Origin of the sequence: Propioniferax innocua (genome assembly GCF_006716235.1) — a bacterium.
In the GTDB taxonomy this organism is placed as follows: domain Bacteria; phylum Actinomycetota; class Actinomycetes; order Propionibacteriales; family Propionibacteriaceae; genus Propioniferax; species Propioniferax innocua.
The window spans coordinates 79,126-94,741 of the sequence record NZ_VFOR01000001.1; the positions used below are offsets into that span (position 1 = coordinate 79,126).

A 15,616-nucleotide genomic window follows, 5' to 3' on the forward strand; every position below is an offset into this window, starting at 1 on the left:
GGCCATCGGGTCTACGGTTGCGCCCATGTCCAGACGACTTTTCACCTCCGAATCGGTCACCGAGGGTCACCCCGACAAGATCGCGGACCAGATCAGCGACTCAGTGCTCGACACCCTGTTGGCGCAAGATCCTGCGTCACGTGTGGCGGTCGAGACCTTGGTGACCACCGGCTTGGTCGTCGTGGCCGGGGAGGTCACCACCGAGGCCTACGCCGAGATCCCGCAGATCGTACGGGAGACCATCCTCGACATCGGCTACGACTCGTCGCTGAAGAGTTTCGACGGCCGGTCCTGTGGCGTCCAGATCTCCATCGGCTCACAGTCACCCGACATCGCCCAAGGAGTGGATACCGCGTGGGAGAAGCGGTTGGAGAGCTCCTTTGATGAATTGGACATCCAGGGCGCAGGGGATCAGGGCATCATGTTCGGCTATGCCTGTGATGAGACGCCGACGCTCATGCCGCTGCCGATCGCGTTGTCGCACGCCATGTCGCAGCGTCTGGCGCAGGTGCGCAAGGAAGGACGTGTCCCCTATCTGCGTCCCGACGGCAAAGTGCAGGTGACCATCGAGTACGAGGGTGACCGTCCGGCGCGCTTGGACACCGTGGTGTTGTCATCGCAGCATGCTCCGGATGTGGACCTGGAGAACCTTCTGGCCCCCGACATCCAGGAGCAGGTGATCCGTCCCGTGCTCGCGGAGTTCGAGGTGGACCACCACGACTACACGTCGTTTGTGAATCCCACCGGGCGATTCGAGATCGGTGGGCCCATGGGTGACGCCGGACTCACCGGTCGCAAGGTGATCGTCGACACCTACGGTGGAATGGCCCGGCATGGTGGTGGCGCTTTTTCCGGGAAGGATCCATCGAAGGTGGACCGTTCCGGGGCTTATGCGCTGCGCTGGGTCACCAAGAACGTCGTGGCGGCCGGCTTGGCAACGCGATGTGAGGCGCAGGTGGCCTACGCCATCGGTCGCGCACATCCGGTCGGGTTCTACTTGGACTGCTTCGGCACCGAGAAGGTACCGGTGGCGCAGATCGAGGAGGCGGTGTTGCAGACCTTCGATCTGCGTCCTGCTGCGATCATCCGCGACCTGGACCTGAAACGGCCCATCTTCGCCCAGACCGCGGCATACGGTCATTTCGGGCGCGAACTGCCAGATTTCACTTGGGAGCGGACCGATCGGGCCGAGCAGCTTGCCGCTTCCGTTCGCGGTTGATCTGCTGACGACGCCGTGCCCGTGCGGCGCGGCGTCGTTCGGCTTCCAGTGCGATCTGCACGGCGCGGAACGCGGCTGAACCGAACAACAGCCCCATGGCGATGGAGGCGAGCACCGTGATGATGGAGATCACCGTGGTGAGCACCAGGCTGGGTTCGGCGCCGAGTTGGGTGGTGCTGAACAGGCCGAGTGCACCGGGAACGATCAACCAGAACGAGGGTTGGAACGCCACCATGCGCGGAAGATTGGGCTGCAGGATGGATGCCAGCGACGAGCAGAACGATGCCACGAAGGCGCCCAGGAAGCTGGAGACATTGCCCGAGCCGCCGAGTTCCTGGCCCAGGAGCTGTGCCAGGAAGGTTGCCACGAGGACGCCGGCCACCCATGGCCACAGGCGCCATTCGACTGAGTCCATCACCATGATCCCCAGACACATCAAAGCCAGCCCGATGATGGGGAGCGCCGATGAGAAGGCGCTGACACGGAAGTTCGCGAACTCCGAGATGGGAACCTGCATGACCCATGCGGCGACGCTGATCCCGAAGGCCAGCAGCATCAACTGGATGATGCCATTGGTCAGTCGGGAGGCCCCCGCGACGGCATGGTTGGCCGCCAACTCGGCCATGCCGGTCACGAGCATGCCGCCGGGGAGCAGGATCACCACTCCGGGCAGGATCGTCCGCATCGGACCGATCAGCAGGTGATTGGCGCTGAGGGCGAAGGCGCCGAGGGCCACGGTGAAGGCTGCGACGGTGGGAATGAGGGTGCGAAACATCGCTCGACCACTGGAGAAGTCCAGCAGCAGCATCACCACGAAGCTCGCGATGGTGACATAGAGCATGTTGGCCACGCCCGGCTGCATGATGCCTGCGACGCCGAGCGACATCACCGTGCCGCCAAGGATCGTGGCCCAGCGTCCGAACCGTGGCTTGCGGGAACGCAGGGTGGTGAGCGCTGTGATCGCCGAGTGCTCGTCCATGCGCCCGCTCATGATCTGGCGGCGGACCGAGTTGAGCTCGGTGATCTGGTCGAGGGTCAGCCCGGCTCCACTGCGTTCATACGTCGCCGGGTCGCCGGTCTCCAGGGCGACGTTGATCCCGGTAGGTAGCGCGCCGACCTGGCAGTCCGGATAACCGAGGAATCGGGCGACGCGTCGAACCTCATCCTCGACCTCATGGACAGGGTGGCTGGCAGCGACCATGGCTGCGCCGAGGTAGGCCAAGAGACGACGGGACTGCAGCGCGACCGAGTTGGCCGAACGGGATGTCGATGAAGGCACACCTCAAGGCTAGCTAGGCTCACCGAAGACGCCACAATGTGCCGTCCGATGCGTTCCGTGCCGGGGTGTGGCGTGGAGAATCGACGTGAGGACGACTGTGAGGAAGGAGGCGTCGATGGACGACGACGCGGCCGATGCGTCGGGCGCGGCCGACCTTCCCGGTGCCCCCAGCGCGGCGTTGTTCGACATAGCCGAGGGGCCGTTGCGGCATGTGGCGCGCGTGGCCGTCGATGTCTCGCTGCCCCACGTCGACAGGCCCTTCGACTATGAGATCCCCGAACGATTCCTAGAGCGGGCCAGGCCCGGTGTGCGGGTTCGGGTTGTTTTCGCCGGGCAACGCGTCGACGGGTTCATCCTCGAGGTGACGCAGACACGCGACCCTGCGCGTCACCTGCGGGAACTGGAACTCGTGCTCGGGCGGGAACAGGTACTGACCCCGGAGATCGCGAGTCTGGTGCGTCGCGTCGCCGACCATTACTGCGGCACCTTTGCCGATGTGGTGCGGCTGGCGGTGCCTCCACGTCACGCCCGGACGGAGGAAGCCGATTCCGATGTGACGCCCCGCACCACAGCGGCCGGATCGGTGCCTGATCCGTTCACCGAACAACCTGCAGGGCCTGGGTACATCGCGGCCGTGACGCGGGGGGAATCACCGCGCGCCTGCTGGCAGCCGGTACCTGGCACCACCTGGATGGGGGATTGGGCGGCCGGCCTGGCTCGTGCTGCGGCAGCGGCGGTGGCTGGAGGCCGCGGTGCAGTTCTGGTGGTTCCTGATGTCCGCGATGTGGAGCGTCTCGTCGAGGCCTGTGACGCAGCGATGGGGCAAGGTCGCACCGTCGCGCTGCATCACCGGTTGGGGCCCGCAGCCCGCTATCGGGCCTTCCTGCGGGCGCTGCGTGGTGAGGCCCAAGTGGTGGTCGGTACCCGTTCAGCGGTGTTCGCGCCGGTGCGTGATCTGGGACTGATCGCGGTCTGGGACGACGGGGACGACCTGCACGCCGAACCGCGTGCACCCTATCCACATGTTCGTGAGGTGGCATGTCTGCGGGCCGCCGGTCAGAACGCCGCACTGTTGCTGGCCGGGCATATTCGGACCGCAGAGGTGCAGCACCTCGTGGATCACGACTGGGTGCGTCCGATCACCATGGCTCCGGCCCGAGCCCGACGCTTTGCACCCGCGGTGAAGGTGACGGCGGATTCGGAGATCGAACTGGCTCGCGACCCCTTGGCACAGAAGGTCCGGTTGCCTGATCGTGTGTTCCATACGATTCGAGACGGCCTGGTGCAGGGCCCGGTTCTGGTACAGGTGCCGCGGGCCGGGTATCTGCCGAGCATCGTGTGCCAGCAGTGCCGGACGCCGGTCAGGTGTCCGCGATGCGCCGGGATCGTTCAGGCGGAGCCGGGAGGGCCGGGGCGTTCGATGCGGTTGCAGTGCCGCAGCTGTGCTCATGAGATGCCGGATTTCACCTGCGAGGAATGCGGGTCGATGCGGTGGCGCTCACCGGTCGTGGGCGTCACCCGGACCGCTGAGGAGCTGGGGCGGGCCTTTCCCCAGACGAGGGTGGTGAACTCACATGGCGGGCACATCGTCGACTCGGTCGGTCCCGAACCTGCACTGGTGGTGGCCACCGTCGGGGCCGAGCCGATCGCTGCCGGGGGTTATGCGGCTTCCTGCATCCTCGACGCCGAACACCTGCTCATGCGTGCCGATCTGCGGGCAGGTGAGGAAGCGCTCCGTCGGTGGTTCACCGTCAGCGCTCTGACCCGAGACGGCGCCGCCGGAGGGAACGTCGTGCTCGTGGGGCCGGCGGAGGCGCGTCCGGTGCAGGCCTGGGTGCGTTGCGATCCCGCTGGATTCGCCGCCCGGGAACTCGCCGACCGCCGCGAGACACTGCTGCCGCCCGCTGCTCGGATGATCGCCATCGAGGGGGAGCCGGATGCCGTCGATCGCTTCGGACGTGGAATCGAGGGGCTCCCCGACGATGTCGACATCTTGGGGCCGGTGCCGATCGAGGATCCACGCGCGGAGAACGAGACCGTGCGCCTGCTGGTCCGTGCCCCCATGGCGTCGGCGCACGACGCGGTGCGCGCCGTGCGCGCCCAGCTGAGCCGACGTGCGGCTGCACGAGAACCCGCCGTGCGCGTGCGGGTGGATCCCAGGACGTTGCTGTGACGCCGCTGCCGGATCGCGTGCGTCGGATCGTGGAGGAGATCCCACCCGGGCGTGTACTCACCTACGGCGACATCGCCGATCTGGTCGGCACAGGAGCCCGTCAGGTGGGGCAGGTGATGGCCACTCTGGAGCCCGGCGCGCCGTGGTGGCGTGTTGTCAATGCGCAGGGGCGTCTGCCCTCCTGGCTGGTTGATGAGGCGCAGGAATCATGGCGGGTCGAGGAGATGCCGCTCGGCCCCGACAGTGACCGTGTGATGCTGGCACGCGCACGCCTCTCCGTGACCGAGGTGGCACGGCTCTGGCCCACTACGATGGGCCGAATGCGGATCATGTTTGCCGGAACCCCCGAAGTCGCGGTGCCATCCCTGCAGGCCTTGCTGGACAGCGAGCACGAGGTGATCGGAGTGATCACCCGGCCTGACGCACCTCGCGGGCGCGGCAAGCGTCTCCACCCGAGCCCGGTGGCCGAAGTGGCGTTGGAGGCAGGGATCGAGGTGCTCCGCCCGGCCCATCCCCGGGATCCGGAGTTCCAACAGCGTCTGCGTGAACTGGCGCCCGACTGCATTCCCGTGGTGGCCTACGGGGCCTTGGTGCCGCAGACCGCTCTGGACATCCCCACCCATGGCTGGGTGAACCTGCACTTCTCTTTGCTGCCCCGCTGGCGCGGCGCGGCACCGGTGCAGCACGCCATCATGGCCGGCGACGACGAGACCGGCGCATGCGTCTTCCAGCTCGTCGAGGCACTCGATGCCGGTGACGTGTTCGGTGAGATCCGTCGCTCCATCGAACCGGCCGACACCGCCGGGGACCTGCTCGACGCCCTCGCCGTCGATGGGGCCGGGCTTCTGGTGGAGACGCTCGATGCCATCGGCGCGGGGACGGCCACCGCGACACCACAGCCGGAGGAAGGCATCACATTGGCGCCCAAACTCGGTGTCGAAGATGGGCGGATCGACTGGTCGATGGATGCGGAGGAGATCGATCGCCGGATCCGTGGATGCAGCCCGGCGCCGGGGGCATGGACCACATGGCGAGGGGAACGCTTCAAAGTGCATGCCGCGCGTCCGGTCGCCGGTGCGGTCGTGGAACCGGGTGTCATCGTCAGCAGCAAGAAGTGGCTCCAGGTCGGCACGGGCTCGCGGCCCCTCGAACTGGACCTGGTGCAGCCACCGGGGAAGAAACCCATGCGAGCGGCCGATTGGGCACGTGGCGTCACGATCGAACCGGGCGAACGGTTCGGCGCATGAGTGCTGCCCGGGGTGGACCCCGACGCGGTGGTCGGCGTCGTGCATCGAGGATCGATCCGGCCCGGCTGGCGGCCTATCGTGCGCTGCGTCGCGTCTCGGGTGATGACGCATTCGCCAACCTGACCGGGGTCGAGGAGTTCAGCCGCCTGGAGGGACGCGACGCTGACTTCGCCACCGAATTGCTGCACGGCACATGTCGCCTCATGGGCACCTACGACCGCATCATCGCCGCGGCATCGGGCAGGAGGCTCACAGCGTTGCAGCCGGAGGTCATCGATGTGCTGCGGCTGGGCGCCCATCAGGTGTTCTCGATGCGTGTACCGGATCATGCGGCGGTCGCGGCGAGCGTCGATCTTGCTCGTGAGGTCATCGGGGAACGGGTGACCGGTCTGGTGAACGCCGTGACCCGAAAACTGACCAAGGACTCGTTGGACGCCTGGACCGAGCGACTCTCCCGGGACGAGAGCGTCTTCGAGGCCCTCGCCATTCGGCACCATCACCCGGCGTGGATCGTGCGTTCCTTTGCCGACGCGCTGGGCGTGGAGCCCGATGATCCCGAGCTCGCCGCGGCCCTCGAGGCCGACAACATCGCGCCGCGCACCGCGCTCGCCGTGCGACCCGGGCTTGCCGAGGTCGACGATCTTGTGGCTCACGGCGCCGAACCGATCCCGGATGCGCCGTATGGAGCGTGGTTCAGCGGTGATCCGGGCCGGATTCCCGAAGTCATCACCGGACGCGCCGGGGTGCAGGACCCCGGATCCCAGCGGTCGGCGCAGATGCTGGCCGAGGCCACCGCTCCGGACGGTCCGTGGCTCGACATCTGTGCCGGTCCCGGCGGCAAAGCAGCGCTGTTGGCCGGTCTGGCCCAAGAGGCGGGGACGCGGCTGGTGGCGTCGGAGAAGGCTCCGCACCGGGCGGAGCTGGTGCGTCAGGCCCTGCGGACGTATCCGACGCGACCCCCGGTGGTGGTGGCTGACGGCACGGCCTCACCGTGGCGTGCGGGGGCCTTCGCCAAGGTGATGGCCGATGTGCCGTGCAGTGGACTCGGCGCCCTGCGGCGTCGCCCCGAGGCCCGGTGGCGCAAGACTCCCGAGGACCTCGCCGATCTGGTGCCCCTGCAACGTGCCCTGCTGGGCTCGGCGCTCGAGGCGCTGATGCCCGGAGGCATTGCCGCTTATGTGACATGCTCGCCGCATCTGCCGGAGACCACCGGTGTGGTGGAGCATGTGCTGGGAGAGCGTTCGGGTTTCAGCATCGAATACGAGCATCAACTCTGGCCTCATCGCGATGGGACCGACGCCATGTTCTGCGCTCTGATCCGTCGTGAGGGCCCGCGCTCCTCGACGTAGACGCCATCTCGACGTTGTGCCGGGACTGCGCGGCACAACGTCGAGGTGGAGATGCATTCTGCGATACTCTCGCCGGACGACCCCGAAGGAGTATCCGTGCGCATCACACCCAGCATCCTCAACGCCGACTTTGCGAACCTGCAGTCGGAGATCGAACGGATCCCCAGCTCCGATGCGATCCACGTCGATGTGATGGACAACCACTTCGTGCCGAACCTGACGATCGGATTGCCGGTGGTCGAGTCCCTGCGCAAGGTCACCGACAAGATGCTCGACATGCACCTGATGATCGCCGACCCCGACCGTTGGGCACCGGCCTACGCCGAGGCGGGGGCCGAGTCGGTCACCTTCCACGTGGAGGCGGCTGCGGCGCCGATCCGTCTGGCCCGTGAGATCCGCGCCCAAGGAGCCCGTGCATCGATGGGGTTGAAGCCCGCAACGCCCGTGGAGCCCTACGCCGACATGCTCGATGAGCTCGACATGTTGCTCATCATGACCGTCGAGCCGGGGTTCGGTGGCCAGAAGTTCCTCGACCTGTGCCTGCCCAAGATCAAGCGTGCCCGTGAGCTCATGGGGGATCGTCAGATCTGGCTGCAGGTCGACGGTGGGGTCTCGGAGCAGACGATCGAGCGTTGCGTCGATGCCGGTGCGGACACCTTCGTGGCGGGGTCGGCGGTGTTCAAGGCCGATGATCCCGATGCGATGGTCAATACCCTCAGGGACAAGGCGATCGCACGTTGCACGCATTGATCTGCGTGCGTTGAGTATCAGGTGCCGCGGCGGCGTAGATATCGCTCGAATTCCGCGGCGATCGCATCCCCGGAGCCGTTGGGAACCTGATCCTGGTGATCTTCGAGGAGAGAGGCGACGTATTCGGAGAGTTCGGCATCGGACTCCACGAGCTCGGTCACGTCGGTCTCCCAACGCCGAGCTTGTTGTTCGAGTTCGGTGAGATCGAGGTTGGCGTCGAGGACCATCTCGATGTGCTGCAACAGGGCGAGCGTCGCCTTTGGGCTGGGTGAGTTCGCCACGTAGTGGGGGAGCGTCGCCCACAGGCTCATGGTGTCCATGCCGATGCGTTCGCAGGAGTGAGTGAACACGCCGGTGATGCCAGTGGGGCCTTCATAGGTCTGCCCGGTGGCACCGAATCGTTCTCGGATATGGGTGCTGGAGCTGGTTCGGCTGATCGGGACGGGAAGGCTGTGGTGCTGATCTGAAAGCATCGCTCCCAGAACCAGCACCAGAGGTGGGTGGACAGAGCGCAGGGTGGAGACCAACTGTGAACAAAACATCTCCCAACGCATGTTGGGTTCGGGGCCCTGGATGAGCACAAGGTCCAGATCCCTGCCGACGGAGTTGGTGATCCTCCCGGTGCGCACCGTCGTGCTCGGCCAGATGATCTCGCGTGATGCTTCGGTGCCCACGATGACCGGCCGGGTGGCCTGCAGATCGTAATACTCGCCGCCCATGTCCCAGACCAGATCGGCGTGCGAAATGTCCTGGATGTGTTCGAGGGCGTCGGTGGCAGAACCCCCGGCGTCACTCCATCCACCGAACGCGACGAGCACGACCGGTTCGGTCATCTCACGCAGGGAACGGGCGGTCGATGAATCTGGGCTGGGCATGCAGGGCAGCATACGACCCGGGCAAGATTTTTCCGTCTGTTGGTCAAGTGCGGACATCCCTGTTCCGCGCTCGTAGACTCGACCGATGTGAAAACCGATGAAACTCCTGACCTGACGCTGGGCGATGCCCTGCGTGACCGTATCGTCCTCGCCGATGGCGGCATGGGCACGATGCTGCAGGAACACGATCTCTCGATGTCGGATTTCTCGGGTCTGGAGGGCTGTAACGAGATCCTCTGCGTCACTCGCCCCGACGTTGTGGAGAGCATCCACGGGGCGTATCTGGATGCCGGTGCACAGGCCATCGAAACCAACACGTTCGGAACCAACCACGCGGCGTTGGCCGAGTACGGCATCACCGACCGCCTCACCGAGCTCGCCGGGGCGGCTGCGACCATCGCGCGGCGCGCCGCCGACTCCTTCGCGACGCCGGAATCGCCGCGGTGGGTTCTGGGTGCCATGGGACCGGGTACAAAACTGCCGACGCTGGGCCAGGTGTCTTTCACCACGATCCGCGACGCCTACCGGCTCCAGGCGTCTGCGATGCTCGATGGCGGGATCGACGCGATCCTCATCGAGACCTGCCAGGACCTCCTACAGACCAAGGCGGCAGTCATAGCCGCCCACGAGGCCATGGCCCAAGTGGGGCGTGAGGTGCCGATCTGCGTCAGTGTGACCGTCGAAACCACCGGCACCATGCTCATGGGGTCGGAGATCGGAGCCGCACTCACCGCGCTGGAACCCCTTGGTATCTCATCGCTTGGGCTGAACTGTGCCACTGGTCCCACCGAGATGAGTGAGCATCTACGACATCTCTCACGGCACGCCGGTATCCCCATCACCGTGATGCCGAATGCCGGCCTGCCGGTACTCACCAAGGATGGTGCCCACTATCCGCTGGGTGCCGAGGAGTTCGCTGAGGCCGTGGCCGGATTCGTCGGAGAGTTCGGCCTGGGCATGGTGGGAGGCTGCTGTGGAACGACGCCGGCCCACATCACAGCGCTGTCTCGTCGACTGGCGTCGGTCACCAGGGCCGAGCGCACTCCCGACCGCATCAATTCTGCTTCCAGCCTGTACAGCGACGTGCCGCTGCGTCAGGACCTGTCGTACCTGTCGATCGGGGAGCGCACCAATGCGAACGGTTCGAAGGCGTTCCGGGAGGCGATGCTCGCCGAGAACTGGGATGAATGCATCGAGATCGCGCGCAATCAGATCCGTGACGGTGCACATCTGCTCGATCTCTGTGTCGACTATGTGGGACGCGACGGCGTCGCCGATATGAGCGAGCTTGCCGGCCGGTTGGCCACGGCGTCGACGTTGCCGATCGTGCTCGACTCCACCGAACCCGAGGTTCTCCGTGCTGGCCTGGAGCGGCTCGCGGGACGCTGCGTCATCAACTCGGTGAACTACGAGGACGGTGATGGACCGGGGTCACGGTTCGCGCGCATCATGCCGCTGGTCAAGCAACACGGCGCTGCTGTGGTCGCCCTGACCATCGACGAGGAGGGCCAGGCGCGCACCACCGAGTGGAAGGTGCGGGTGGCCGAGCGTCTGATCGGGGACCTCACCGAGAACCACGGCATGGAGATCGGCGACATCATCGTTGACTGCCTGACCTTCCCCATCGGAACCGGTCAGGAGGAGACGCGCCGCGATGGTATCGCCACGATCGAAGCGATCCGGGAGCTGAAGCGGCGTCATCCGCAGGTGCAGACGACGCTCGGGGTGTCCAATGTGTCATTCGGCCTGAACCCCGCGGCCCGCGTCGTGCTGAACTCGGTGTTCCTGAACGAGTGCGTCGAGGCCGGACTCGATTCGGCGATCGTGCATGCGGCCAAGATCCGACCGATGAACCAGATCCCCGATGATCAGCGACAGGTGGCGCTGGATCTGGTGTACGACCGACGGACCGAGGGCTACGACCCACTCGAACGTTTCTTGGAGATGTTCGAGGGCGTCACGAACGCCGACACCAAGGCTGCTCGGGCAGCGGAACTGGCTGCCCTGCCGGTGGCCGAGCGTCTGCAACGACGCATCATCGACGGCGACGGCAAGGGACTGGAGGACGACCTCGAGGAGTCCTTGGCCGACAAACCAGCGCTGAAGATCATCAATGACGATCTGCTGGCCGGTATGAAGGTGGTCGGTGAGCTCTTCGGGGCCGGTGAGATGCAGCTGCCGTTCGTGTTGCAGTCGGCCCAGGTGATGAAACAGGCCGTCGCCCATCTCGAACCGCACATCGATGCGACCGACGATTCCGGCAAGGGAACGATCGTGTTGGCCACGGTCAAGGGAGATGTGCACGACATCGGGAAGAACCTCGTGGACATCATCTTGAGCAACAACGGCTACAACGTGGTCAACATCGGTATCAAACAGTCGGTGAACCAGATCCTGGAGGCAGCCGATCAGCATGATGTGGATGCGGTCGGGATGTCGGGGTTGCTGGTGAAGTCGACCGTGGTGATGAAGGAGAACCTCGAGGAGTTCAACAATCGGGGCGTCGCTGCGAAGTACCCGGTGCTGCTGGGCGGCGCTGCATTGACGCGTGCATATGTGGAGCAGGATCTGCAGGAGATCTACGCCGGTGAGGTTCGATATGCCAGGGACGCGTTCGAGGGGCTGCGGCTCATGGACGCGGTCATGGCTGTCAAACGTGGGGAGCCCGGGGCATCCCTGCCCGAGCCGAAGCGTCGGCGTGTGCAGGCTGCGACCGTCGAGATCGACGAGGACGCACGTAACGACACCGAGCGATCCGATGTCTCACGGGATCACGACGTCCCGACACCACCGTTCTGGGGGTCACGCATCGTCAAGGGCATCGCTCTGGCCGATATCGCGGGGTGGCTTGACGAACGTGCGACGTTCATGGGGCAGTGGGGTCTCAAGGGCAGCCGTGATGGTGCTTCCTACGAGGAACTCGTCGACACCGAGGGGCGTCCCCGGCTGCGTACCTGGATGGATCGGATCCACACCGATCAGCTCGGTGAATTCGCTGTTGCGTACGGCTACTACCCGTGTCACAGCGAGGGAAATTCACTGCTGGTGTACGACCCCGACGACCACGGCCTGCTGCGGCACACATTCACATTCCCGCGTCAGACGCGCGGTCAGCGGCTGTGCCTGGCCGATTACTTCCGCGACGCCGAGGAGGTGGCAGAGAAGGGACCCGATGTGGTGGCGCTGCAGTTGTGCACGATGGGGTCGAAGGTGTCGGATGAGACCGCCAAGCTGTTCGCTGCGAACGAGTACCGTGACTATCTCGAGCTGCATGGCCTGAGCGTGCAGCTCACCGAGGCGCTCGCGGAGTTCTGGCATTCACGGGTGCGGAGCGATCTGGGCCTGGAACCCACGGGGGCAGACATCGAGACGATGATCCGCGATCAGGACTATCGGGGATGCCGTTACTCCTTCGGCTATCCGGCATGCCCTGAACTGGAGGATCGTACGAAGGTGGTTGACCTGCTCGAGCCGGAACGTATCGGTGTGGAGCTGTCCGAGGAACTGCAGCTGCACCCGGAGCAGTCCACCGACGCGCTCGTGGTGCACCATCCCGAGGCGAAATACTTCAACGCGCGGTGACCCCGGCGGTGGAGATCCGGATTTCTTGGGAAGTCTGGAATCATGGTCGGCGCCATGACTGACACCAAGAATTTCCCGGCCGCCGTCCTGTGGGATTTTGACGGCACCCTCGTCGACACCGAACCCCTGTGGTTCGCTGCGGAGGGGGCGTTCATCGAGTCCCACGGGGGCACGTGGAGCGAGGAGCTCGCCCACGAACTCATCGGCTCTGCGCTCACCGATGGGGCCAACAAGCTGCTTGATGCCCTCCGCTCGGAGGGCATCAAGCCCGACGTCGAGACCGATGACGTGGTCGCCGAGCTCATCGATTCGGTGCTCGCCAGCGTCGTGGATGGTGACTACACATGGCGGCCTGGTGCTCGGGAACTGCTGTTGGGGCTCCGCGACCGGGGCATCCGCTGCGGTCTGGTGTCGATGTCGTTCCGACGGATGCTGGAGACGGTGGCCGCCGAGCTGCCCGAGGACACCTTCGAGGTCATCGTGCCCGGTGACGAGGTGGAGCGAGGAAAGCCCCACCCCGACCCGTATCTCGACGCGGCGGCCGCTCTCGGCGTCGACATCACAGACTGCATCGTGATGGAGGATTCACCGACCGGGGCGAAGTCCGGGGTCGCGAGCGGTGCTGCTGTGGTGGCCGTACCGAATCTGGTGCCAGTGGCTCCCGGTGGGCGCAGCGTCGTCCTCGAGACACTCGACGGCATCGGTCCGGACGAACTGATCGATGCGGCCCGGACCGCAGGAGGTTCCGCATGAGGATCAACCGAGTCCTGGCTGCCTTGGTGATAACGGCCCTGACGCTGGGTCTTGGTGCCTGTTCCAGCGAGCAGGCGTCGGCCCGTTCCAAGCAGAAGATCCCCCTGCGGATCGGAGTCCTGCAGAGCCCCGAGATCATCGCCGACCCCGTGGCCGCCACGGGCAAGGATTCCGAGGCGTTCATCTACAACACGTTCCAGCGGCTGATGACCGTCGAATCGGGCACGGGGCTGCTGAAACCTGATGCGGCCGCGGAATGTCTGTTCATCGACGAGGTCACCTACTCATGCACGCTGAACACGCAGATGCAGTTCACCAACGGCAACAAATTGACAGCGAGCGATGTGAAATTCTCCATCGATCGAGCCAAGGCACTGTCGAAGCCCGGCACCTCCGGCGTCTTCCTCGACACCCTCGAGGAGGCGGTGATCGTTGAGGAGGACCGCGTCGATTTCAAGCTCAATCAACCCGACAACCAGTTCGGTCATGTGCTGGCCTCGCCCGCGGCGTCGATCGTGGATGAGGAGGTCTACTCGGCCACGAAGATCCGCCCCAGCGCGGAGGCGCCGGTGGGGTCAGGGCCAGTGCAGGTGATAAAGCACACCGAGGACGAACTGGGCTACTGGAGCAACACCGACTATCGCGGCCGTAACCCGGCCCAGACGATCAACCAGGTGATCCGCACCTTCGATTCGCCCGAGGAGATGCGACGCGCCGCCGAAGCCGGTGAGCTGGATGCCATCTGGGACGCCGCCGCCATGGAGACGATCCCGGAGGGCTTTCACGAGGACCGCTTCACCAATGGCCGTGTGCAGTGGCTGCGGTGGAATCCGGAGTCGAAACTGCGTGAGCAGGCCGATGTGCGCGAGTATGTGCGTGACGCGGTGCAGCCGATGCGTTCGATGCGGTCAATCCTTCCGCGCGGCACCGACACGGCCGTGCCGGTGTTCGACACCGGTCAGCGCCAGCCGCGGAGTCCTCGACAGGCGTCGTTGAAGCTGTGGCATGAGGATCTGCCCGATCAGGAGGTCGTGGCCGAGAACGTGGCCTCCTTGCTGGAGGAGGATCAGGCGGTCACCGTGGAGCTGACCACCAAGGCATCCGAGGCCGATCTCTACCTCGAGGACGTCAAGCCGTGGGTGCGCACACCGATCGCGTGGTTCCAGCCCTATCTGGAGGATCCGCTGCCGGGCACCGAGGAACGCAACGCACAGGCGGTCGCCGAGATGCGCTCGGCGTTCACCCAGCCCCGCAAGCAGGAGGCATCGACGCGTCTGCAGCAGTACGTGCACGATGACGCGACGGTGGTTCCGTTGACGGTGGAGGACCAACGAGTCCATCTCGGTCCCACTGTTGAACTCTCGCGGGAGAACGAGATGGAGAACTACATGGCGCCCGGATTCCAGCTGGGTGTGTGGGGATTCTCCCTGTGAGCGGTCAGGATGTGAGCGGTCAGGAGCCCACGTTCAGCACCTCCGGCGTCCACACCGGTGATCTGCGGCCGGGGGAGTGGGTGACGCTCACCGACCGCAAGGGACGACGAAACCTGGTGCGTCTCGAGGCCGGAGGCATGTTCCACACCACCAAGGGGGGTGTGGCGCACGATGATCTGATCGGTGGGCCCGAGGGTGTCGTCGTCCGATCGGTGGGAGGACTGAACTTCCTCGCGATGCGTCCGCTGCTGCACGATCACATCGTGACGATGAAGCGCGGTGCCGCGATCATCTACCCCAAGGAAGCCGCCCAGATTCTGATGATGGGCGACATCTTCCCCGGCGCCCGGGTGCTGGAGGCCGGCGTCGGCTCCGGCGGATTGACGCTGGCACTGCTGCGCACCCTGGGGGCCGACGGTGAGCTGCATTCCATCGAGCGTCGTCAGGACTTCGCCGACATCGCCCGTCGCAACGTCGAGGAGTTCCACGGAGGGCCGCACCCGGCGTGGCATCTGCAGGTGGGCGACCTCAACGAGGTCCTCGCCGATCCCCGGCGCCGTCCTGAGCAGGTTGACCGGGTGATCCTCGACATGCTCGCGCCCTGGGACTGCATCGAGCACGTCGGGGAAGTGCTGGCGCCCGGTGGCGTGCTGGTCTGTTACGTGGCCACCACCACGCAGATGGGTCTGGTGATGGACACCATTCGGACCCACCAGGGCTTCACCGAACCCGAGGCGACCGAGAGTATTCAACGCGACTGGCACGCCGAGGGGCTCGCGATCCGCCCGTCGCACGGAGGAGTGGGACACACCGGATTTCTGGTGATCGCCCGACGCCTCGCACCCGGGGTGACCACACCACCACGCAAACGCCGCCCGGCACCCGGGGCCTACGGACCCGATTACCACGGTCCGCGTCCCCCGGGCGTGGATGAGGCATCGAAACCGTCCGAGTAG

At 65.6% G+C, this 15,616-nt stretch carries 10 protein-coding genes and 1 pseudogene; 9 read left to right on the forward strand and 2 right to left on the reverse strand.

Annotation, left to right across the window (positions count from 1 at the left end; translation table 11 throughout):
• Positions 1 to 25 precede the first annotated feature (25 nt).
• Positions 26 to 1,219 carry a methionine adenosyltransferase gene (metK, locus tag FB460_RS00405; protein WP_142092181.1) on the forward strand — a complete coding sequence of 398 codons (1,194 nt, stop codon included), beginning with the start codon at positions 26 to 28 and terminating at the stop codon, positions 1,217 to 1,219.
• Here the strand turns inward: metK and FB460_RS00410 are convergent.
• Positions 1,164 to 2,498, reverse strand: coding sequence for a threonine/serine exporter family protein (locus FB460_RS00410; protein WP_142092182.1), 1,335 nt, complete (start codon positions 2,496 to 2,498; stop codon positions 1,164 to 1,166). The two genes, metK and FB460_RS00410, sit on opposite strands and share 56 nt — an antisense overlap.
• Positions 2,499 to 2,613: 115 nt before the next feature.
• Between FB460_RS00410 and FB460_RS00415 the strand changes: the two genes are divergently transcribed.
• The 4 genes from FB460_RS00415 to rpe are packed head-to-tail and all read left to right on the forward strand — an operon-like array spanning position 2,614 to position 8,017.
• Complete coding sequence (locus FB460_RS00415; RefSeq protein ID WP_170209883.1) at positions 2,614 to 4,671, forward strand: primosomal protein N'; 2,058 nt, start codon at positions 2,614 to 2,616, stop codon at positions 4,669 to 4,671.
• Complete coding sequence (fmt, locus tag FB460_RS00420; RefSeq protein WP_142092183.1) at positions 4,668 to 5,918, forward strand: methionyl-tRNA formyltransferase; 1,251 nt, start codon at positions 4,668 to 4,670, stop codon at positions 5,916 to 5,918. Before FB460_RS00415 ends, fmt begins: the two co-directional genes overlap by 4 nt.
• Positions 5,915 to 7,267 (forward strand): RsmB/NOP family class I SAM-dependent RNA methyltransferase, encoded by a 1,353-nt coding sequence (locus FB460_RS00425; RefSeq protein WP_142092184.1) that lies wholly within the window; start codon positions 5,915 to 5,917, stop codon positions 7,265 to 7,267. Before fmt ends, FB460_RS00425 begins: the two co-directional genes overlap by 4 nt.
• 51 nt (positions 7,268 to 7,318) lie before the next feature.
• Complete coding sequence (rpe, locus tag FB460_RS00430; protein ID WP_142092185.1) at positions 7,319 to 8,017, forward strand: ribulose-phosphate 3-epimerase; 699 nt, start codon at positions 7,319 to 7,321, stop codon at positions 8,015 to 8,017.
• Between the two features lie 17 nt (positions 8,018 to 8,034).
• Here the strand turns inward: rpe and FB460_RS00435 are convergent, their stop codons facing one another.
• Complete coding sequence (locus tag FB460_RS00435) at positions 8,035 to 8,892, reverse strand: PAC2 family protein (RefSeq protein WP_170209884.1); 858 nt, start codon at positions 8,890 to 8,892, stop codon at positions 8,035 to 8,037.
• 111 nt (positions 8,893 to 9,003) lie between these two features.
• On the opposite strand from FB460_RS00435, the gene metH reads away from it, so the two are divergent.
• The 4 genes and pseudogenes from metH to FB460_RS00455 all read left to right on the forward strand — a co-directional run.
• Entirely contained in the window at positions 9,004 to 12,474 is a 3,471-nt protein-coding gene (gene metH, locus FB460_RS00440) for a methionine synthase (protein ID WP_142093261.1), read from the forward strand.
• Positions 12,475 to 12,528: 54 nt separating this feature from the next.
• Entirely contained in the window at positions 12,529 to 13,227 is a 699-nt protein-coding gene (locus FB460_RS00445; protein ID WP_142092187.1) for an HAD family hydrolase, read from the forward strand.
• A complete protein-coding gene (locus FB460_RS00450) occupies positions 13,224 to 14,660 on the forward strand; it encodes an ABC transporter substrate-binding protein (protein WP_142092188.1) in 1,437 nt (478 codons plus the stop codon). The genes FB460_RS00445 and FB460_RS00450 overlap by 4 nt, the downstream gene beginning before the upstream one ends.
• A 23-nt stretch (positions 14,661 to 14,683) precedes the next feature.
• Positions 14,684 to 15,616: pseudogene (locus FB460_RS00455) on the forward strand (tRNA (adenine-N1)-methyltransferase); the annotation flags it as partial.